The following is a 20,536-nucleotide window of genomic DNA, read 5'->3' as shown; positions in this document are numbered from 1 at the left end:
AAGTGACCAAACAAAAATCTAATTCAGAAAGAGGTGCTTTCTATGATTAAAAGTATACAACAGTTTCAGTCAGAAGGGGTAAAAAAGTTAGAAAATATATTTGTAGATTATTCAACAGATATGAAAAAGATAGCGGAAATGGTTCAGGGCGTTACAAAAAGTGTTGTTGATCTTGGTCTATCAATGATTGCTGAAGAATGGGAATCCTATGATGAAATGCTTAGGAGAAATAAACACATTCGTCGAGGCTGGCAGATTGTGAAAAGAGATCAAACATCACTAGTTACTTCTCTTGGAGAAGTAACTTACCACAAGACGTTGTTTTATCATCCCAAGGAGAAAACGTATGCCTATCTATTGGATAAAGTGATGCAGCTGGATCCCCATACCAGATTAACAGAAGATGCAGTTGCCCAAATGCTCAATGAGGCTGTAGACAGCAGCTATCGAAAAGGTGGAGAGAGAGTATCCATTAGTGAAACGCAAGTCAGCAAAGAAACTGTTATGAACAAAATACATTCCCTTGAATTTCCAAAAATAAAGCCACTACAAGAGAAAAAACAAGTGAAATATTTATATATTGATGCTGACGAAGACCACGTATCCTTGCAGTATCTTGATAAAAAAGGAGATATAAAGAAACCAAGAAGTAATACAATTATGCCAAGGCTTGTTTATGTTTATGAAGGTATTACAAACGATAATGGTCGAAATGAATTAATAGGAAAGGCTCATTTTGGAGGAATCTATGAAGGAAGTGCTGAAATCACAAGGCTTTGGGGTGAAGTGTATGAATATATCGAAAACTCGTATGATATAGAATATCTGGAAAAAATCTATATTAATGGAGATGGAGCTGCTTGGATTAAAAGTGGTCAGAAACTGATTCATAAAGCAAAGTTTGTCCTTGATCGTTTTCATATGCATAAATATATCATAGGAGCAACTTCTCATCTTTTAGATTCTGTAGAGGATGCACGAAGAGAAATCTATAAAGCAATCTATGGAGAAAAGAAATGGCTTGCAGAAAAAACCTTTGAAAAGATTTTAAATGTTACAGAAAAAGGCTCAAAACAAAAGACAGTCATGGCAGCCAGAGAATATATTCTAGGAAACTGGTCTGGAATCATGCAGTGGGTAAGAGATAAAAACAAGGAAGTAGAATGCAGCGCGGAAGGTCATATCAGTCATATATTAGCAGATAGGATGAGTTCGAGGCCATTGGGCTGGAGCAAAACTGGTGCTGATAAAATGTCAAGATTAAGGATTTATAAAAGCAATAAAGCAGACATATTGGAATTAGTGAGATATCAAAAGCAAGAGTTTGCGCAGGCAGTGGGTTGTGAAGAGGTAATATACAACAGTAATCAAATGTTTCAGATGGAACGTGCAAATCGAAAACGACTGGGAAACCTTGCAGATATACCCGTTTATAGTATTCCTTATACACAGATAAAGAAAATCGCAGCATTAAAGAATCATATTTGGGGATTGTAAAGAAGAGAAAAATAGAATAAAATAAGGACAGTCAAAAAATCGGAAACACATCAGGGGCAAGTCTGTCTATTAAAATCCTACTGTAAATTTACACTATCCATCTTGATTCTATAGTTGTAGGAGATAATTGTTGATGATATAATCAAACAAAGAAACTCAATATAAGTAAGAAAGAAGTGAAGATGAGATGAAAAAGGGACTTATACACATATACTGTGGGGATGGAAAAGGAAAAACCACTTCAGCAATGGGGCTTGCAGTAAGAGCGGCGGGTTATGGAATGAAGGTTTTAATATATCAATTTATGAAGGATAATACAACCAGTGAACGAAATGTCTTGGAGGTAATTCCTAATATAACCATTATAGACGGCTTACAAAAAGAAAAGTTTAGTTTCCAGATGGCAGAAAAAGAGAAACAAGAACGGAAAGAATTTTATACAAAACGTTTTGAAGAGATTACAAAAAAAGCCGAAGAAGAAGGGTATGACCTTCTTTTAATGGATGAGATTATATATACCATAAGAGCAGGGCTTTTAGATGAAGAAATCGTGTTAAACTATCTTAAAGGTAAACCAGAATCTTTGGAGGTTGTGTTGACGGGGAACGCACCAAGTACTGACTTGCTAGCAGTGGCTGATTACGTATCTGAGATAAAAAAAATAAAGCACCCATACGATCAGGGATTACCAGCAAGGTATGGAATTGAAAAGTAGAAAAGTTAAAAAAGTGTGAATTAATTGTCAAAAAAGCACAAATACCGATAAATATGGTATAATCTAAGATGGTAGACTGCCGCACTAAGCGAAGAGGGATGTGATGATATGGATTATACCGAAGTACTCTGTGATGATATTGATTCATGGAAAACCATTATGTTTTTATATAAATCAGCACTAAAGGAAATTACGACTAAAATTGACATATTAAATGATGAATTTCAACATGTACATCAATACAATCCAATTGAACACGTAAAGTCAAGGATTAAGACTCCAGAAAGCATTGTAAAGAAATTAAAGCGTGAAGGATATGAATCCACAATTGATAATATGGTTAAATGTATCAATGATATTGCCGGGGTAAGAATCACCTGTTCTTTTACCTCTGATATATACCGTATTGCAGAGATTATAACAAAACACAGTGATTTAAAGGTTTTGATGGTAAAAGATTATATTAAGAATCCAAAAGACAGTGGTTATAAGAGCTATCATTTGGTTGTTTCCGTGCCTATTTTTATGTCGGATAAGGTGATTGATACAAAAGTAGAGATTCAGATTAGAACCATAGCAATGGATTTTTGGGCTAGCTTAGAACATAAGATTTATTATAAATTCGAAGGAAATGCTCCAGAAAATATACAAAATGAATTAAAAGAATGCGCAGATATGATCTCGATGTTAGATGCAAAAATGCTATCGCTAAATGAAGCAATTAAGCAATCAGAAAAAAACAACACGAAAAAAGACAGTTAAGTGCAACTGTCTTTTTTGTATATGAAATATAAAAACTTAGTATGTATTACAAACCTATAAATGAGGAGTGCCCCGGCGACAAGACCGAGGCTATTATGAAAAAATTTATCTATAATGTGTAATGAAAACATTACGTAGATTACTTTTTTGTTAAGATGTAACGCATCTTTAACTTGATATTAGTATAGCAATCACTTATGAACAAAATATGAACACTATATTAATATATTGTAAAAGATATACAAAATAAATGTGTATTAGAAGTGGAAATGTATAAAAATGCACAATAGATATGATTTACACATGTAAACTTAGCTGTTAAAAACATGAAAAATGTCATCGGAAGAAAAGTAGCACAAAACAAAGAATATGCAAAAAACAGTGGAAATATAGCAAAAAAATAGTTAGAATGAAAGGAGACAAGGAAAAAGGAGGATTTGAAATGGCTGGGTTAATGGATATGATTAGTAATCGTGATACAAATTTGGACAAGAGTATTGCAGAAACGACAATGCAATGCTTACGAGAAATGAGAAAACAAACAAGCGAAAATGTAGAACTGGTTAAAAGAATTAATTCTCTGGTAGAAGCAAGTATAACAAAAATAAAAGGAATTGAAGTAAAAGCAAATGAACAGAATATAGATCAAAAGGAAATGGAAGAGTTAAAAAAAGAGCTTAAGGATATTAGACAGGAATTTTTCGATGAGCTGACCTTGCTAAAGAATCAATTGGCAGAAGAATCAAGTAAGGAAAATGCCAAATTATACAAAAGTATAAAAGGCCTCTTAGAAGAGTATGATGAAAACCAAGAAAGGAAAATGAGAGCGTTAGGTCGCATCAATAAATTAATTGTTTGGTTTTTGGTATTAATCACTGCGCTACTTATAACCAATATTTTAGGAGTCATCTAAAGTTTGATATTGAAGCAATGGCATGAATATGTGAAAAAGTAAGAAATAATAAGACTTAGAAAAGTCTATGATATAGATTTTATTACATTTAGGATATAAAATGTGAATTATGGCAGTTATAAAAAGTAAATAAGTTATACTCTAGCTTTGGCTAGGTTATAACATAAGAAATAAATTTGGCAAAGTTTGAAAGGAATTACAAAAATGGGAAAAACAAGTAACAAAATTTACATCATTGGTCATAAGAATCCAGATACGGATTCGATTTGTTCTGCAATCGCTTATACAGCGTTAAAGAATAAAATTTCTTCGAAGGAACATTGTGCGAGGAGAGCTGGCCAGATAAATGAAGAAACACAGTACGTGTTAAAACGGTTTGGAGTAGAAGCTCCTGTTTATATGTCTGATGTAGGAACACAAATCAAAGATATAGAGATTAGGGAGACAAAGGGAGTTAGTAGCAGTATTTCTTTGAAAAAAGCTTGGCAGTTAATGAAGGATGAAAATGTTGTTACACTTCCAATCACAGATAAAGAGAATCGCCTAGAAGGACTCATTACAATCGGAGATATTACAACCTCTTACATGGAGGTATTTGATAGTGCCATTTTATCAGCGGCGAGAACACAATATAAAAATATCATAGAGACTTTGGAAGGAACTATGGTGGTTGGAAATGAACATGGGTATTTTGTAAAGGGTAAAGTGCTCATTGCAGCAGCTAACCCTGATTTAATGGAGAATTTTATCGAACCAGATGATTTGGTGATTCTTGGAAATCGCTATGAATCCCAGCTATGTGCCATAGAAATGAATGCTAGCTGTATCATTGTGTGTGAAGGTGCAAAAATATCGATGACCATTAAAAAATTAGCCGAAGAAAGAGATTGTGTTGTAATTAGTACTCCTCATGACACTTACACAGTTGCACGATTAATCAACCAAAGTATGCCGATTAAATACTTCATGAGAAAGGATAAGTTGATTACATTTAAAACAGAGGATTTCACTGAAGTTGCAAAAGAAGTCATGGCGAAAAAAAGACACAGAGATTTTCCAATTATTAATAAAAAAGGCTTTTATGTTGGAATGATTTCAAGACGTAATCTCCTTAATATGACTAGAAAGCAACTAATTCTTGTGGATCATAATGAGGCATCACAAGCAGTTGACCAGGTGGAAGAAGCAGAAATTTTAGAAATCATTGACCATCATAGACTTGGTTCTTTAGAGACTATTTCACCAGTATTTTTTAGAAATGAGCCAGTAGGATGTACGGCAACCATTATTTATAAAATGTATCTTGAAAATAAAGTAGAGATTGAGCCACATATAGCTGGTTTGCTTTGTGCAGCTATTATTTCAGATACTCTTATGTATCGTTCTCCTACCTGTACGGCTTTTGATAAAGCGGCAGCAGAAGAGCTTGCAAAGATTGCAGGAATAGACGTAGAAGAATTTGCACACGAGATGTTTCATGCAGGAAGCAATTTGAAAAACAAATCACCAGAAGAAATATTTTATCAAGATTTTAAGAAATTCAGTGTAAGTGGAATCTCTTTTGGTGTGGGACAAATTAATTCCATGAATGCAGATGAATTAGAAGAGATAAAGGGTAAGTTAATTCCGTATTTGGACAAGGCTTATCAAGAACATGGTATTGATATGTTGTTTTTCATGTTGACGAATATCATAGCGGAATCAACCGAAGTAATTTGTCAGGGAAAAGATGCCAAATCCGTGGTTGAAAGTGCATTTGATGTAAAATCAGATAGTGATTCCTATATTCTTAAGAATGTAGTATCAAGAAAGAAGCAATTAATACCTGCTTTTATGAGTGCAATACAACAATAATGATAAGGTGGTAAATGATGTCAAAGCAAGTATGGAAACCTGGAAATATGTTATATCCACTGCCAGCAGTTATGGTAAGCTGCGGTGACAAAGAAGGTAATGCAAATATTGTTACCATTGCATGGACAGGCACAGTGTGTACCAATCCTGCCATGCTCTATATCTCGCTACGCCCGGAAAGACATTCCTATCAAATGATAAAGGAAACAGGCGAATTTGTAGTGAATCTGACAACAAAAGACTTAGTCTATGCAACGGATTATTGTGGAGTACGTTCTGGACGAGATGTAGATAAATTTAAAGAAATGAAGCTTACCAAACAAAAAGCAGAAAAATTAATGTATGCTCCGATTATCAAAGAAAGCCCTGTTAGCATAGAATGTAAAGTGGTAGAGATAAAAGAATTGGGTACGCATCACATGTTTTTAGCGCAGGTACTTGCAGTTGACATTGATGAGAGATATATGGATAAAAGCGGAAAGTTTCGCTTGAATTCTGCAGATTTGATGGTATATTCGCATGGAGAATATTTTAATCTAAAAGAACAGCTTGGAACTTTTGGGTACTCTGTGAGAAAGAAAACAACAACGAAAACGAAAAATAAAAGCAGTCAAAATAAAGTTAATTTGCCAAAAAAAGAACTAAAATGGATTCGTACGGATACCAAAAAAGATAGTGTTAAAAAATAACTTGATAATCAGACAGAGGTAGACGATGAAAATAGCCGCAATATCAATTGAAAATTTCAAATCAATAAAAAAACTGACTATCAGTGAAATTGACAATGCCATGATTTTGGTTGGAAAAAATAATACTGGAAAGACAGTTGTATTAGATGCACTTTTAGCACTTTTTGATAGTTATGAGATAAAAGAGAGACATTTTTTTTCAAAAAACCAAAATATTGAAATAGCTGTAACATTAAGTTTGGATGAGGATGACTTGACTCATCTAAATGAAAAAGGTGCAGTAAGCAGATACAAACGCTATGATATATGGGAAAAGGACTTTATGTCAAAGCTTCCAAGCTATTCGAAAGAAGAAGGGTTAATAAAGTTCACCTGTATTATTAATCGGGATGGAAAAAGAAGATATTTTGATGGTTTCAAAAAAGATAACAAATATATTTTAGAAGTACTTCCAAAGATTCATTATCTAAATAGTAGAAGAGATTTATCCAATATTCAGGCAGATATTTTTAGCTTTCAGGGAAATAAAGCACTTGAGAGCTTACGTTATGATAAATGTATGTTTGATGGAAAGAAGCCATGTTCAAGATGCTTTGAATGTGTGGGTATGATGCAAAAGAAAAAGACAGATGAACTTACAATCACAGAGACAGCAAGGCTTTTGGAATATAAACTTTTTACAACGAATATAGAAGAGTTTGAAAGTAGAATTAATTATTACTTTCATAAAAATAATGGGGAAGCACAAAATATCAAATATGTTATGAACTTTGATTTTGACAGGCTTTTATCGATGGATACATTGATTGATAATAAGGAAAGAGGTACCATTGGCACCATTGATAATCTAGGAGCTGGTACAAGAAGTATCTATATCTTTTCAATGCTAGAAGCTTATATTGAAAGAGATAACAGTGTAAACAGCATAATTCTCATTGAAGAACCTGAAATATATCTTCATCCTCAGCTACAAAAAGTAGCAAGTGAGATTTTATTTCGTTTATCAAAGAAGAATCAAGTTATCTTTTCAACGCATTCTCCAAATATGCTGTTTAATTTTTCGACCAGACAAATTAAGCAGGTGATAGCAGATGAAGATTATAACACAACAATCAAAGAGGACGTAGATATTGATATTATCTTAGATGATTTGGGATATACGGCAAATGATTTAATGAATGTAAGCTTTGTTTTTATTGTAGAGGGAAAACAAGATGGTAACCGCCTTCCTATGCTTTTAGAGAAATACTATTCAGAAATTTATGATGAAAAAGGAATGCTAAAACGTATTTCTATCATACCTACGAATAGCTGTACGAATATAAAAACTTATGCAAATCTAAAGTATATTAATAAGTTATATTTAAAGGATCAATTTCTAATGATTCGAGACAGCGATGGTAAAAATCCAAAACACCTAGTAAGACAGCTTTGCAGTTATTATAGTGAGAGAGCAAAACAAGATGTAGGTAATGTGCCAAAAGTAGAACCTAGAAATGTATTAGTTTTAAAATATTATTCTTTTGAAAATTACTTTTTAGACCCTTCTGTAATGTGCAAAATTGGAGTCATAAAAAGTGAAGAAGAGTTCTATAATATTTTATATGATAAATATAGGTCCTATTTGTATAAGCTTCCAAGTATGAAACGTATGATTAAAATTACGGGCACAAGAATCAAAAGTAAAGAGGATTTAAAGAAAAATATGGAGTTTCTTCGAATCTATGTCAGAGGACACAATTTGTTTGATATATTCTACGGAAAATATAAAGGTGATGCCCAAACACAAATACTAAAAAAATACATTGATGTAGCACCCAAGGAGAATTTTTCCAATATACTAGATGCGATTGATCGTTTTGTTTACTTTGAAAGTAGAAAAAAAGAAACGCTTGACTAATAATAAAAAAATATATATCATATAAATAAAAATATTAATTGTATGCGACGAAGATGTAGCATCAAGCCTTTTGCGGCTTGGTGCTTTTTTGCTTTATAGGAAAGTTCTCCTTCGGAGAACTCTTGATATGAAAAGGGCCCGCATGGAGGCGGGCACAACAAGTAAACGATAGGTTTTAGAAGATATAGAAACCTTCAGCTCCCGGGAAGTCTTCGTCAAACGCATCGTCTTCATTTAAGAAGTAATCCATATCAAGCAAATCATCCTCACTCATGTGGCGGATGTCATCAGCGGTCATGCCTTCGGGTGGATTCTGTATATACTTGTTTCTGATTTCATCTGAACATTTTGACATAGTGTTTTCCTCCGTTTTATATATTTTATCACAGACGGAGGTGGTATGTATATATTTCATGCAGAAGAGAAAGTTGGGAGTCTTCCCATTGCCCTTTCATACATTTTGTCCAGAGAAATATGCTGATGTTTATGATAAAGCTCAAGAAAAAGCATTGTCTCGCCACAGCATGGACATTTGAGAGGATCATAACCAAAAGAGGATAAAGTGCAATTGCGCCAGCGATTGAATGAAAGAATAACCTTATGTTTTTCTTTTGATATGGCAAGAGATAGCTTTTTATCACTCTCACGTGTTCTTGCATAAAGACCATAGTAGCGGATTTGTTTGAAGTGTTTTTCAGGAATGTGCATGCTTAGTCGTTCAATGAATTCCATAACAGGAATGGTTTCAACGACAAGTTTGTCATCCTCATGACGATTGTAGTGAAAAGTTACATTTTCACCGTCGTAATCGTCGATACGAGAAGTGGCAATAACAGGACGACCAAGATAACGGCCTATGTATTTAGTAACAACTTTAGGATTACACTTATTAGGTTTTGCATAGACATAGAATCCTTCTTTATGTTCGTGGTAGCATTTAGCCTTGACCAGTATAAAAGATGGCCCAAGCTTTTTCTCCATTAAGTTAAGGAGGGCTGTGCGAAAGGCGTTGCGAAGGAATGTGTAATTAAAGTGAGTTTTGGGACGCCAAATACCAGAGTTACCAATGCCACCTTCGGACAGAAGACAATGAATATGAGGATTCCATTTCAAGTCTCTACCAAAAGTGTGGAGAACAAGAATGAATCCAGGCGTGAATTTTTCGGCTTTATTGTCTTTGTGAAATAAGCGAAAGACAACACTTTGAACAGCTTCAAAAAGAAGATTAAGAAGTTTTCTATCTTCAAGAAAGTAATGTCTAAGTTCAGAATCAATGGTAAAAACACAGTGACGGTGCTGAGCATTGATTATCTTAAAAGACATAGAGGTAGTGCGGTCAATGGAATACTTAGTTCCACAGGTAGGACAGAAGCGACTGTGACAACGGAAAGGAACAAATTTAAGGGTACCACATTTGCCGCAACCATACATTGCACCACCAAAAGAAGGGTCACCGCAGTTAATCATACGATTAACATTTTCAATGACCGACTTGCGAGGGTGTAAAGTATAAATCATTCTTTCATAGTTATCTTTAAATATATCCTGAAGTATGTTGCTCATAAGATTATTATGAAGGATTTGTAGCAAAAAGAAAACCCCCTAAATCCCCTCAAGATTGAGGGGGAGGGGAGTTGAAGTGTCGAAGACACTTTTTTACTTTATAGGAAAGTTCTCCTTCGGAGAACTCTTGATATGAAAAGGGCCCGCATGGAGGCGGGCACAACAAGTAAACGATAGGTTTTAGAAGATATAGAAACCTTCAGCTCCCGGGAAGTCTTCGTCAAACGCATCGTCTTCATTTAAGAAGTAATCCATATCAAGCAAATCATCCTCACTCATGTGGCGGATGTCATCAGCGGTCATGCCTTCGGGTGGATTCTGTATATACTTGTTTCTGATTTCATCTGAACATTTTGACATAGTGTTTTCCTCCGTTTTATATATTTTATCACAGACGGAGGTGGTATGTATATATTTCATGCAGAAGAGAAAGTTGGGAGTCTTCCCATTGCCCTTTCATACATTTTGTCCAGAGAAATATGCTGATGTTTATGATAAAGCTCAAGAAAAAGCATTGTCTCGCCACAGCATGGACATTTGAGAGGATCATAACCAAAAGAGGATAAAGTGCAATTGCGCCAGCGATTGAATGAAAGAATAACCTTATGTTTTTCTTTTGATATGGCAAGAGATAGCTTTTTATCACTCTCACGTGTTCTTGCATAAAGACCATAGTAGCGGATTTGTTTGAAGTGTTTTTCAGGAATGTGCATGCTTAGTCGTTCAATGAATTCCATAACAGGAATGGTTTCAACGACAAGTTTGTCATCCTCATGACGATTGTAGTGAAAAGTTACATTTTCACCGTCGTAATCGTCGATACGAGAAGTGGCAATAACAGGACGACCAAGATAACGGCCTATGTATTTAGTAACAACTTTAGGATTACACTTATTAGGTTTTGCATAGACATAGAATCCTTCTTTATGTTCGTGGTAGCATTTAGCCTTGACCAGTATAAAAGATGGCCCAAGCTTTTTCTCCATTAAGTTAAGGAGGGCTGTGCGAAAGGCGTTGCGAAGGAATGTGTAATTAAAGTGAGTTTTGGGACGCCAAATACCAGAGTTACCAATGCCACCTTCGGACAGAAGACAATGAATATGAGGATTCCATTTCAAGTCTCTACCAAAAGTGTGGAGAACAAGAATGAATCCAGGCGTGAATTTTTCGGCTTTATTGTCTTTGTGAAATAAGCGAAAGACAACACTTTGAACAGCTTCAAAAAGAAGATTAAGAAGTTTTCTATCTTCAAGAAAGTAATGTCTAAGTTCAGAATCAATGGTAAAAACACAGTGACGGTGCTGAGCATTGATTATCTTAAAAGACATAGAGGTAGTGCGGTCAATGGAATACTTAGTTCCACAGGTAGGACAGAAGCGACTGTGACAACGGAAAGGAACAAATTTAAGGGTACCACATTTGCCGCAACCATACATTGCACCACCAAAAGAAGGGTCACCGCAGTTAATCATACGATTAACATTTTCAATGACCGACTTGCGAGGGTGTAAAGTATAAATCATTCTTTCATAGTTATCTTTAAATATATCCTGAAGTATGTTGCTCATAAGATTATTATGAAGGATTTGTAGCAAAAAGAAAACCCCCTAAATCCCCTCAAGATTGAGGGGGAGGGGAGTTGAAGTGTCGAAGACACTTTTTTATATAATGGGAAAGTTTGAAGAACTTGCTAATTGTAAAGCCCTTAGAGGGATGAATTAGAGAATTATGAATAAAAAAGGAGTTATTTTATGGGCCATTTAGATAAAAACATTGCGATAAATTTAAAAAGAATTAGAAAATCAAAAAATATGAGTCTTGATATGTTGGCAAAGCAGACTGGGGTTAGTAAAAGTATGCTTGGGCAAATTGAAAGAGGAGAATCCAATCCTACGGTTACAATTATTGGTAAAATAGTAGAAGGTATTAGAGTGTCCTTTGAAGAGTTAATTCAGACTCCTGTGCAACAGGTAAAAATCGTAGAAAAGGACGAGTTAACAAAAACATATGATGTGGAAAATAATTGTCGTGTATACACTTATTTTCCGTATGATGAAAGAAGAAACTTTGAAATCTATCTGATTGAAATCGAGCCAGGCGGAGAATATAAAACAATACGTGGCGAAAATACATTTGAGTATGTAACGGTAACAAGTGGAGAACTTGTTTTGAATATTAACGGAAAAGAGTACATGGTAAAAGAAAACAATTCCATTCAATTAGCAGCTAATCAAGAGCATTGTTATCGTAATAATGGAGAGAAGATACTTTGTCTTTATGTTGTTCTTTGTTGGGATAAAGCAGGATTAACGAAAGTGAATCATTATATTGGAGCATAGCAGTTATTCGCAAGAATCATTTTTTTTAAGAAAGCTTCCACGAATAATTGCATCGTTACCAAAACGAGTCTTAATAGAATCAATGGCTTGTTCTGCCTTTAAGTGTTTTTCGTTCTTTGCTGTATCAAATAAAGACAATTGTATCGGTTCCTCCTCGCTTGTTAACTTAGATGTACGAATGCCAAGGAGCCTGACAGGGTTACGGTTCCATAAATCTTCGAAAAGGATGCATGCGTATTTATAGATATGCTCAGTTGTATTAGCAGGTGTGATTAGTTGCATTTGATGAGAAACATTTGAAAAATCATTATATTTTATTTCTACACTTATCATACCCGCAAGTTGTTTTGATGAGCGAAGACGTTTTGATACCTGTTCTGAAAGTGCTAGCAGTACATGTGTATTCTCTTCCTTTGTGGTGGCATCAAAGGAAAGCGTCGTGGAATTTCCAATTCCTTTTAGCTTCGTTTGATCCGATATAACGGGTGTATCATCGATGCCATTAGCATATTGCCATAGAAGTCGTCCATGGCTTTTTAAGTGAAGTTCTATTAGCTTTTTAGAAGTACAAGCAAGATCTCCAATGGTATAAATCCCTAAATTATGAAATGTTTTTACACTGGATTGTCCTGCCATATACAATTCCCCTACGGGCAGTGGCCACATTTTTTCCTTTATCTCAGATGGAAAAAGTGTATGAACTAGATTTGGCTTTTTAAAGTCAGAAGCCATTTTAGCGAGCAATCGATTAGAAGATATTCCAATGTTAACGCTAAATCCCAACTCTTCATAGATACGATCTTTAATTAAGGTTGCGGCATGTAAATAAGAAGGATATTGATGTGCGATAGAAGTAAAATCCATAAAACATTCATCGACACTCAACTTCTCTAAATCAGGGCTATACTCACTTAAAACATTCATTAGCTTTTTGCTATATTCACTGTATAATTGATGATTAGGAGGTTCAATTACCAAAGATGGGCACTTACGAAGAGCCTGTGCAACGGGCTCTCCTGTTCTAATGTTGTATTTTTTTGCAGGTATTGACTTTGCCAGTACAATTCCGTGTCGACTTTCCCGATCTCCGCCAATAATGGAGGGAATCGTTCGCAAATCTATCTGCGTAGGATTCTTTTGCAAATTAGAAACCGCGCTCCAACTTAAATAAGCAGAATTTACGTCAATATGAAAAATAATACGTTCCAATCCCAATCATCCTTCCTTAGTAAAAGCATCATTAATGTTTAAAAAAAATCAGCAGTTCTGTTTCTGTCTACTGTAATCATAAGATCCTCTATGTAACATTTGGTTCATAAAATGACGAATTATGTAAAAAATAAAAAATCGATTTTTCTTCATAAAATACATGTTTTGTAGTATAGTATATCATAATTAAAAAATATTGTACTTGAAATTTATAAGATTTTTTAATAACATATTAAGTAATGATGTAACAACTAGTTAATAAGATATTTGAGTTTGAATTTTATAATTAGGTAGTTGAATATTCCCCATATTGAAAGTTGAGGAAACATAAGATGAATAATTTGGTATTAATTGGGATGCCAGGAGTTGGAAAAAGCACCATTGGCGTCGTATTAGCCAAGGTTTTAGGATATCAGTTTATTGATTCAGATATAATCATACAAGAAAGAGAAAAAAGACTTTTGCGTGAAATTATTGCAGAAGAAGGAGTGGACGGTTTTATAGAAATAGAAAATCAAGTTAATGCTTCGCTAATAGCAGACAAGTCTATTATTGCAACAGGTGGAAGTGTTGTTTATGGGAAAGAAGCAATGGCTCATTTAAAGAGCATAGGAATGATTTGTTATCTTAAGTTATCATATCAACAGCTTGAGAAGCGTTTAGATGATATTAAAGGCAGAGGCGTGGTGTTAAAAAAGGGACAAACCTTAAAAGATTTGTATGAAGAAAGAACACCGCTATATGAGAAGTATGCAGATATAATAATTGATGAAGAAAATTTAACTGTTGAAATGACAATTTCTAAATTAGTAGAGGCTATTCAAAATGAAAAAAATCACAAAGTTTAGTAAGAGAATCAAAATCACATATTTTGTAGGTGCATGTTTAAGTTGTCTTGTGATGCTTATCGTCAATCCTGTCATAAGCAATCGTGGTGACCGAGACGGAACTTTTTATCGCATTGTTATCAATGGACAAGAAGAGGGAACTGTCTTAGAGGAAAATGTTGCCAATGACCTTGTAATGCAGGCAAGAAAGCAAATTGCATCAGAATCACAAGATATTGTTTATATGGATTATAGTTATGAAATAGTGCCAGATAAAAAAATTGTTGGGTCAGTTGATAATCTGGATGTAGTAAAAGACAATGTTTATCAAGAATTAAAATCTTGTATCGTTGCGACCAAGCAAAAGGCTTATACCATTAAGATAGATGATTTTTCAATCACTTTGCCAAGTAAAGATGCTGTTATATCTTTGTTAAGTGAGGCAAAGAATAAATATGATCAGGAAAATCAATTTTCAATTGATTTGATTCAGGAAGAAAAACAAGAGTTAATCGCCTTGCAGCCAAATATTTATAAAATGTCAAAATCTCCAAATCAAACAGATAAGGTAACGGAAGGTACACAACAAACAGATGCCAATGGGCAACAACCTGAAGCAACCACTGGTGATTTATCGGGAGAAGCAGTTACAGAAGATGGAATACTAGACATTTCTTTTGAACAAAAAATTGAAGTTGTAGAGACTTATGTTCAAAGTGAAGAGATAACAGACCTAGAAACAGCAATTAATTTAGTAACAAAAGATCAGGAAAAGAATAAAATATATGAGGTGATATCTGGCGATTGCCTTTCCGTCGTTGCTCAAAAGAACAACGTTTCTGTTTCAAAAATAGTTGAGATGAACGAAAATCTGGATGAGAACACCGTACTGCAAATTGGAGATGAAATTGTTGTTACAGTTCCAGAACCAGAATTGTCAGTTATAGTTACAGAACAGACGACTTATGAAGAGGAATATACCCTTCCAGTTGAATATATAGAAAACGATAATTGGTTTACAACAAAACAAGAAGTTATGCAAGAAGGTAGTTCAGGATTTCGAGAGGTAACAGCAAAGCTTACTCAAAGAAACGGAAAAGAAACAAATCGTGAAATTATAGAAGAAAATATAATCACAGAAGCGATTCCAAAGATTATTCAAATTGGAACGCAAGAGCCTCCTACATTTATCAAGCCAATTACAGGTGGAAGATTTACTTCTGGATTTGGTAAAAGATGGGGCAGAATGCACAAAGGAGTTGACTGGGCTTGCCCAGTTGGAACTGCGGTCAAAGCCTCTTGTAATGGAACTGTAGTAAGCGCTGGATGGTCGAATGGATATGGTTATTGTATTACCATTAAACATTCCAATGGAATGCAGACAAGATATGGGCATTTAAGTAAAATCCTAGTAAGCTCTGGCGATAAGGTTTCACAAGGTGATAAGATTGCATTAAGCGGAAACACAGGAAGAAGTACAGGACCGCATGTGCATTTTGAAATCATTGTAAATGGTGATCAGTCAAATCCATTAAATTACTTGAATTGATTTTAAGATATTGCAAATGCTTTATATAGAGTAAATTTATTCTATGTAAAGCATTTTTGGTAAATAAAGTAATACACAATAAGAAAAAGGTTATGATTAAGCTTTGGATAAACATTCAGATGGCCACTGAAATGGGAAGATATCGAAGGTCTATTCGTTTCACAGAATACTTTACAATGAACAATATTATGTTATAATAACTTTAGTGCTTTAAGAAGTTGTTGCCATATTAGATATTTTGGTGTACTATATTAAAATATGTGTGTTTTATTTTTATGTAAAATTGCGAATAGAGAATGTTTATTATATAGAAAAGTAAATTTGGAATTTAATTGAGGTGTATTATGGAACAGTATATTATAAAGGGCGGTAATCCACTTGTTGGGGAAGTTGAAATAGGTGGAGCAAAGAATGCTGCACTAGCTATACTAGCAGCATCCATTATGACAGATGAAACAGTTTTGATTGATAACATGCCAGATGTTAGAGATATAAATGTGTTATTACAGGCAATTGAGGAAATCGGTGCAAGCGTAGAAAGAGTTGACAGACATACAGTAAAAATAAATGGTTCTAATATTAGAGGAACTACCATTGACAATGAATATATTAAAAAAATCAGAGCATCTTATTATCTGATCGGTGCATTACTTGGAAAATACAAAAAGGCAGAGGTTGCATTACCAGGTGGGTGTAATATTGGAAGCCGACCTATTGACCAACATATCAAAGGTTTTAAAGCCCTTGGAACGGAAGTTAGTATTGAGCATGGATTAATTAAGACAAAAGCAGATAATTTAGTAGGAAATCATATCTATCTTGACGTGGTTACAGTTGGGGCAACCATTAATATTATGATGGCAGCATCAATGGCATCAGGAAGTACGATAATTGAAAATGCAGCAAAAGAACCACATGTTGTTGATGTAGCAAACTTTTTAAACAGTATGGGGGCAAATATCAAAGGGGCAGGTACTGACGTGATAAGAATCGTTGGAGTAGAAAAGCTTCATAAGAGTGAATACTCTATTATCCCAGACCAAATTGAAGCAGGCACCTTTATGCTTGCTGCGGCAGCCACCAAAGGTGATGTAACAGTTAAGAAAGTAATACCGAAGCATTTAGAAGCTATTACTGCCAAATTAGTTGAAATGGGCTGTGAGGTTGAAGAACTTGACGATGCAGTAAGAGTAGTTGCAGCAAAAAGACTTGTGCATACACATGTAAAGACACTTCCATATCCTGGTTTTCCAACAGACATGCAACCACAATTTTCAGTGACTTTAGCTTTATCCTCGGGGACAAGTATAGTTACAGAAAGTATTTTTGAGAATCGTTTTAAATATGTAGATGAGCTCACTAGAATGGGAGCTTCTATTAAAGTAGAAGGTAATACAGCAATTATTGATGGCGTAACAAAATTCACAGGAGCGCAGGTGAATGCTCCTGATTTAAGAGCAGGTGCAGCACTAGTTATTGCAGGGCTTGCAGCAGAAGGATTTACTACAGTTGAAGACATTATTTATATTGAACGTGGTTATGAAGATTTTGACGAAAAGCTAAGAAGTCTTGGCGGTAATATAGAGAAGGTTGAAACAGAAAAAGATATTCAAAAGTTCAAATTAAAAATTGGTTGATATTGAATGATATGAATAAATGAAATAGAGTAAAGTTAAGGTCATTGTGAGTGAATTTCACAATGACCTTTTAAATGTGTTATAAATACGTTACGATATTATTTACAGTATTTTCGCAATATACAAATCAGGCTCCTGTGATAAGTCAATAAAGCCTGTCGAAGTTTTAATAACTGGTTTTGATAAGTACAATTGATTAATCATAATAATCGTACCTGTTTCTCCGTTATTTAACAAGACATCATTATTCATATAAGTATCCATGATTCGCTTTAAGAATGTAAGTAGGTATTTAGGGTCGAATTTCTTAAGACCTTCTGTTTCAAAAATATGTACGACATCAAAAGGGCAAAGCGGACCACGATATACTCTGGCAGAAGTCATTGCGTCATATACATCGGCTATGGCAACTATTTTAGCAAACTCGTCAATGTCATTTGTAAGAAGCCTTGACGGATACCCAGAGCCATCACATCGCTCGTGGTGCATCAGTGCAGCCTTTTTAATTCGCTCATCAATATCTTCATCCTTTAATAGGTTATACCCTTGGAACGGGTGAGTTTTTATGATTTCGTATTCTGTTACAGATAAACGTTCTGGCTTTTTAATGATTGCATCTGGAATCATAACCTTACCCACATCATGAAGAAGTCCTGCAAGAGTTAGTACCTCGATATCTTCTTTTGAAAATCCAAGCCATTTACCAAAAATATTGCATATTATGCCTACACTCATGGAATGATGATAAGTAACATCATCATACTCACGCATATTATGAAGCATGTCAAAAACACCAATAGTCGTTAAATCGCTAGAAAATAAATCTAGTGTATTCATAAGTAGCGAGTAGGTATCAATAGGCGCAATGCGATTTATAATTAAATTGACAGAGTTTTGAAAATATTCCACATTTTCAAAAAAAGACTCTCTAAATTTCTTGAATTCATTGCTGTTACCTACTTTTTCCCGATAGGTTAATACAGGCTCTGCTACTTCCTCGCTGTTTTCCTCTATTACGTTAATCGCATCAATTGCATAAAATTCAAGCCTGATAATCATCTTATCTGTAAGCTTTAAATTCGCAGGTAATATCAGCTGACCGCTAATTGTATGAATATCTTCGGCTGTAATCATACCTGGAATTAAATCCTTGGTTAATATTCTTTTCATTATTTACCCACCCTCCATTTTCCATTCTATTTAATAAATACAGTATAAGAAATTATGTATTATTTTGTCAATTGAATTGGTACTATCGTCTCATATAAAAAGTAATTGATAATTTTTCTTTCATAAATTTATTATAAATTTTTAAAGAAGGATTGACGAAAAAAGCCTTATAGTGTATTCTTGATTCAAGTAGCATACATAGCTATGTCAAGTTAAGAAAATTCAATATTGTAATTTATCGTAACAATTAAGAGCTTTTTAAAGGTCTAAATCGTTACTTTTTCTCTTATTCAGAGTGATGGAGATACAAAGGATCTGTGAAGTCACGGCAACCCCTCTTATATGTAGGAAGGTGCCAACCTGAGCGAGTAGTCGAACAATAAGGGGATTTGATTAATTTGAGTTCAAATCCGTTTATGACGGATTTTTTTTCGTTTAAATTTCCCATTCTAATACTCTACTTAATAGGTAAAGTTATGAATTATGGGGTACATTTGTAAGTATGTATAGAACATACAGATTAGGAGGAATCATGGAAAAACTTTTATTTACTTCTGAGTCCGTTACTGAAGGACATCCAGACAAAATTTGTGATCAAGTATCAGATGCTATTTTAGATGCATTACTAGAGCAAGATCCAATGAGCCGTGTAGCTTGTGAAACTTGTACGAATACAGGTTTTGTACTAGTTATGGGTGAAATCACATCAAATGCAAACGTTGACTATGAAGCAATAGTTCGAAAAACTGTAAATGAAATTGGATATAATAATTTAGAGTATGGGTTTGATGCAAATAAATGTGAAGTATTGGTTCGATTGGATAAACAATCAGCAGATATAGCTATGGGTGTAGATAAAGCCTTAGAAGCAAGAGAGAATAAGATGACAGAATCTCAGATTGATGCAATTGGAGCAGGTGACCAGGGGATGATGTTTGGCTTTGCCTCCAATGAGACAGAAGAATATATGCCATATCCAATCGCACTTGCGCATAAACTTTCTCTACAGCTTACCAAAGTTCGTAAAGATGGTACCTTAACCTATCTTAGACCAGATGGAAAGACTCAGGTATCGGTTGAGTATGATGAAGCAGGCAGACCAATTCATTTAAATGCAGTTGTATTATCAACACAACATGATCCTAATGTTACACAAGAACAAATCCATCAAGATATTAAAAAATATGTATTTGAACCTGTGTTACCAAAGGATTTAATAGATGAGAATACCAATTATTACATTAACCCAACTGGTCGTTTTGTAATTGGAGGACCAAATGGTGATAGCGGTCTGACAGGCCGTAAAATCATTGTTGATACGTACGGTGGTTATGCAAGACACGGCGGTGGTGCTTTCTCTGGAAAAGATTGTACCAAGGTTGATCGTTCCGCTGCATATGCTGCGCGTTATGTAGCAAAGAATATCGTTGCAGCAGGTATTGCTGACAAATGCGAAATTCAATTGTCATATGCAATTGGGGTAGCACATCCAATGTCAATCATGATTGATACGTTTGGAACTGGAAAAATATCAAATGAGAAGTTAGTAGAAATAGTAAGAGAAAACTTTGACTTGCGCCCTGCAGGAATTATTAAAATGCTTGATCTTAGAAGACCAATTTATAAACAAACTGCAGCTTATGGACACTTTGGACGTAATGACCTTGATTTACCTTGGGAAAAACTAGATAAAGTGGATATATTAAAGAAATATTTATAAAGAAATATTTATAAAGAAATGATTGATTAGAAGCCACTTATCGAGAAGATAGGTGGTTTCTGCTTAAATGTGCAAATGACATATATGTAAAGGCGCATATCATAATTGGTGTGCGCCTTTGCTTATATGTTAAAAAAAATAAAAATGGTCTATAATGTTAGTTACATGAAAAAAGTGGATTGATTTTAGTAA

General features: G+C 34.5%; 18 protein-coding genes and 1 riboswitch. Of the genes, 12 read left to right on the top strand and 6 right to left on the bottom strand.

Annotated features, from left to right (window positions below; translation table 11 throughout):
* Nucleotides 1-42 precede the first annotated feature (42 nt).
* From F7O84_RS13860 to F7O84_RS13830, 7 genes are all read left to right on the top strand, one after another.
* Complete coding sequence (locus F7O84_RS13860) at nucleotides 43-1,497, top strand: ISLre2 family transposase (protein WP_151141076.1); 1,455 nt, start codon at nucleotides 43-45, stop codon at nucleotides 1,495-1,497.
* A 187-nt stretch (nucleotides 1,498-1,684) separates the two neighbouring features.
* On the top strand, nucleotides 1,685-2,212 hold the full coding sequence (locus F7O84_RS13855) for a cob(I)yrinic acid a,c-diamide adenosyltransferase (protein WP_151146326.1): 528 nt from the start codon (nucleotides 1,685-1,687) through the stop codon (nucleotides 2,210-2,212).
* 108 nt (nucleotides 2,213-2,320) lie between these two features.
* Nucleotides 2,321-2,974, top strand: coding sequence for a GTP pyrophosphokinase (locus F7O84_RS13850; RefSeq protein WP_151146323.1), 654 nt, complete (start codon nucleotides 2,321-2,323; stop codon nucleotides 2,972-2,974).
* A gap of 442 nt (nucleotides 2,975-3,416) precedes the next feature.
* Nucleotides 3,417-3,887 carry a hypothetical protein gene (locus F7O84_RS13845; protein WP_151146321.1) on the top strand — a complete coding sequence of 157 codons (471 nt, stop codon included), beginning with the start codon at nucleotides 3,417-3,419 and terminating at the stop codon, nucleotides 3,885-3,887.
* Nucleotides 3,888-4,091: 204 nt separating this feature from the next.
* Entirely contained in the window at nucleotides 4,092-5,741 is a 1,650-nt protein-coding gene (locus F7O84_RS13840; protein ID WP_151146319.1) for a putative manganese-dependent inorganic diphosphatase, read from the top strand.
* A gap of 17 nt (nucleotides 5,742-5,758) precedes the next feature.
* On the top strand, nucleotides 5,759-6,430 hold the full coding sequence (locus F7O84_RS13835) for a flavin reductase family protein (protein ID WP_151146317.1): 672 nt from the start codon (nucleotides 5,759-5,761) through the stop codon (nucleotides 6,428-6,430).
* Nucleotides 6,431-6,455: 25 nt separating this feature from the next.
* Nucleotides 6,456-8,330 (top strand): ATP-dependent nuclease, encoded by a 1,875-nt coding sequence (locus tag F7O84_RS13830; protein ID WP_151146314.1) that lies wholly within the window; start codon nucleotides 6,456-6,458, stop codon nucleotides 8,328-8,330.
* Between the two features lie 175 nt (nucleotides 8,331-8,505).
* Here the strand turns inward: F7O84_RS13830 and F7O84_RS13825 are convergent, their stop codons facing one another.
* The 4 genes from F7O84_RS13825 to F7O84_RS13810 all read right to left on the bottom strand — a co-directional run bounded on the left by F7O84_RS13825 (nucleotide 8,506) and on the right by F7O84_RS13810 (nucleotide 11,461).
* Nucleotides 8,506-8,685, bottom strand: coding sequence for a hypothetical protein (locus tag F7O84_RS13825; protein WP_042679852.1), 180 nt, complete (start codon nucleotides 8,683-8,685; stop codon nucleotides 8,506-8,508).
* Nucleotides 8,686-8,741: 56 nt separating this feature from the next.
* Nucleotides 8,742-9,893 carry an IS91 family transposase gene (locus F7O84_RS13820; protein WP_151144754.1) on the bottom strand — a complete coding sequence of 384 codons (1,152 nt, stop codon included), beginning with the start codon at nucleotides 9,891-9,893 and terminating at the stop codon, nucleotides 8,742-8,744.
* Nucleotides 9,894-10,073: 180 nt separating this feature from the next.
* Nucleotides 10,074-10,253 carry a hypothetical protein gene (locus F7O84_RS13815; RefSeq protein WP_042679852.1) on the bottom strand — a complete coding sequence of 60 codons (180 nt, stop codon included), beginning with the start codon at nucleotides 10,251-10,253 and terminating at the stop codon, nucleotides 10,074-10,076.
* A 56-nt stretch (nucleotides 10,254-10,309) separates the two neighbouring features.
* Nucleotides 10,310-11,461, bottom strand: a complete 1,152-nt coding sequence (locus F7O84_RS13810) for an IS91 family transposase (protein WP_151144754.1) — start codon at nucleotides 11,459-11,461, stop codon at nucleotides 10,310-10,312.
* Nucleotides 11,462-11,644: 183 nt separating this feature from the next.
* Here F7O84_RS13810 and F7O84_RS13805 point away from each other — a divergent pair, with 183 nt between their 5' ends.
* The gene (locus tag F7O84_RS13805; protein ID WP_151146311.1) at nucleotides 11,645-12,232 is read left to right on the top strand and encodes a helix-turn-helix domain-containing protein; all 588 of its coding nucleotides are present in this window, start codon (nucleotides 11,645-11,647) and stop codon (nucleotides 12,230-12,232) included.
* Between the two features lie 3 nt (nucleotides 12,233-12,235).
* Here F7O84_RS13805 and F7O84_RS13800 read toward each other — a convergent pair whose 3' ends face one another.
* Nucleotides 12,236-13,441, bottom strand: coding sequence for a DNA polymerase Y family protein (locus F7O84_RS13800; RefSeq protein WP_151146308.1), 1,206 nt, complete (start codon nucleotides 13,439-13,441; stop codon nucleotides 12,236-12,238).
* A gap of 332 nt (nucleotides 13,442-13,773) precedes the next feature.
* Between F7O84_RS13800 and F7O84_RS13795 the strand changes: the two genes are divergently transcribed.
* From F7O84_RS13795 to F7O84_RS13785, 3 genes are all read left to right on the top strand, one after another.
* Nucleotides 13,774-14,289, top strand: a complete 516-nt coding sequence (locus tag F7O84_RS13795; protein ID WP_151146306.1) for a shikimate kinase — start codon at nucleotides 13,774-13,776, stop codon at nucleotides 14,287-14,289.
* Nucleotides 14,267-15,817, top strand: coding sequence for a M23 family metallopeptidase (locus tag F7O84_RS13790; protein WP_151146303.1), 1,551 nt, complete (start codon nucleotides 14,267-14,269; stop codon nucleotides 15,815-15,817). The genes F7O84_RS13795 and F7O84_RS13790 overlap by 23 nt, the downstream gene beginning before the upstream one ends.
* 344 nt (nucleotides 15,818-16,161) lie before the next feature.
* Nucleotides 16,162-17,454 carry a UDP-N-acetylglucosamine 1-carboxyvinyltransferase gene (locus F7O84_RS13785; RefSeq protein ID WP_151146300.1) on the top strand — a complete coding sequence of 431 codons (1,293 nt, stop codon included), beginning with the start codon at nucleotides 16,162-16,164 and terminating at the stop codon, nucleotides 17,452-17,454.
* Between the two features lie 102 nt (nucleotides 17,455-17,556).
* Here F7O84_RS13785 and F7O84_RS13780 read toward each other — a convergent pair whose 3' ends face one another.
* The gene (locus F7O84_RS13780; RefSeq protein WP_151146298.1) at nucleotides 17,557-18,624 is read right to left on the bottom strand and encodes an HD-GYP domain-containing protein; all 1,068 of its coding nucleotides are present in this window, start codon (nucleotides 18,622-18,624) and stop codon (nucleotides 17,557-17,559) included.
* Between the two features lie 283 nt (nucleotides 18,625-18,907).
* Nucleotides 18,908-19,010, top strand: a riboswitch (SAM riboswitch).
* 146 nt (nucleotides 19,011-19,156) lie between these two features.
* Between F7O84_RS13780 and metK the strand changes: the two genes are divergently transcribed.
* Nucleotides 19,157-20,344 (top strand): methionine adenosyltransferase, encoded by a 1,188-nt coding sequence (gene metK, locus F7O84_RS13775; protein WP_151146295.1) that lies wholly within the window; start codon nucleotides 19,157-19,159, stop codon nucleotides 20,342-20,344.
* The last annotated feature ends 192 nt before the right edge of the window (nucleotides 20,345-20,536 follow it).

The sequence above is a fragment of the Candidatus Galacturonatibacter soehngenii genome (assembly GCF_008830185.1).
Taxonomy (GTDB): domain Bacteria; phylum Bacillota; class Clostridia; order Lachnospirales; family Lachnospiraceae; genus Lachnotalea; species Lachnotalea soehngenii.
Note: the sequence above shows the minus strand (reverse complement) of the source record. Positions and strands in the feature narration are given on the sequence as shown.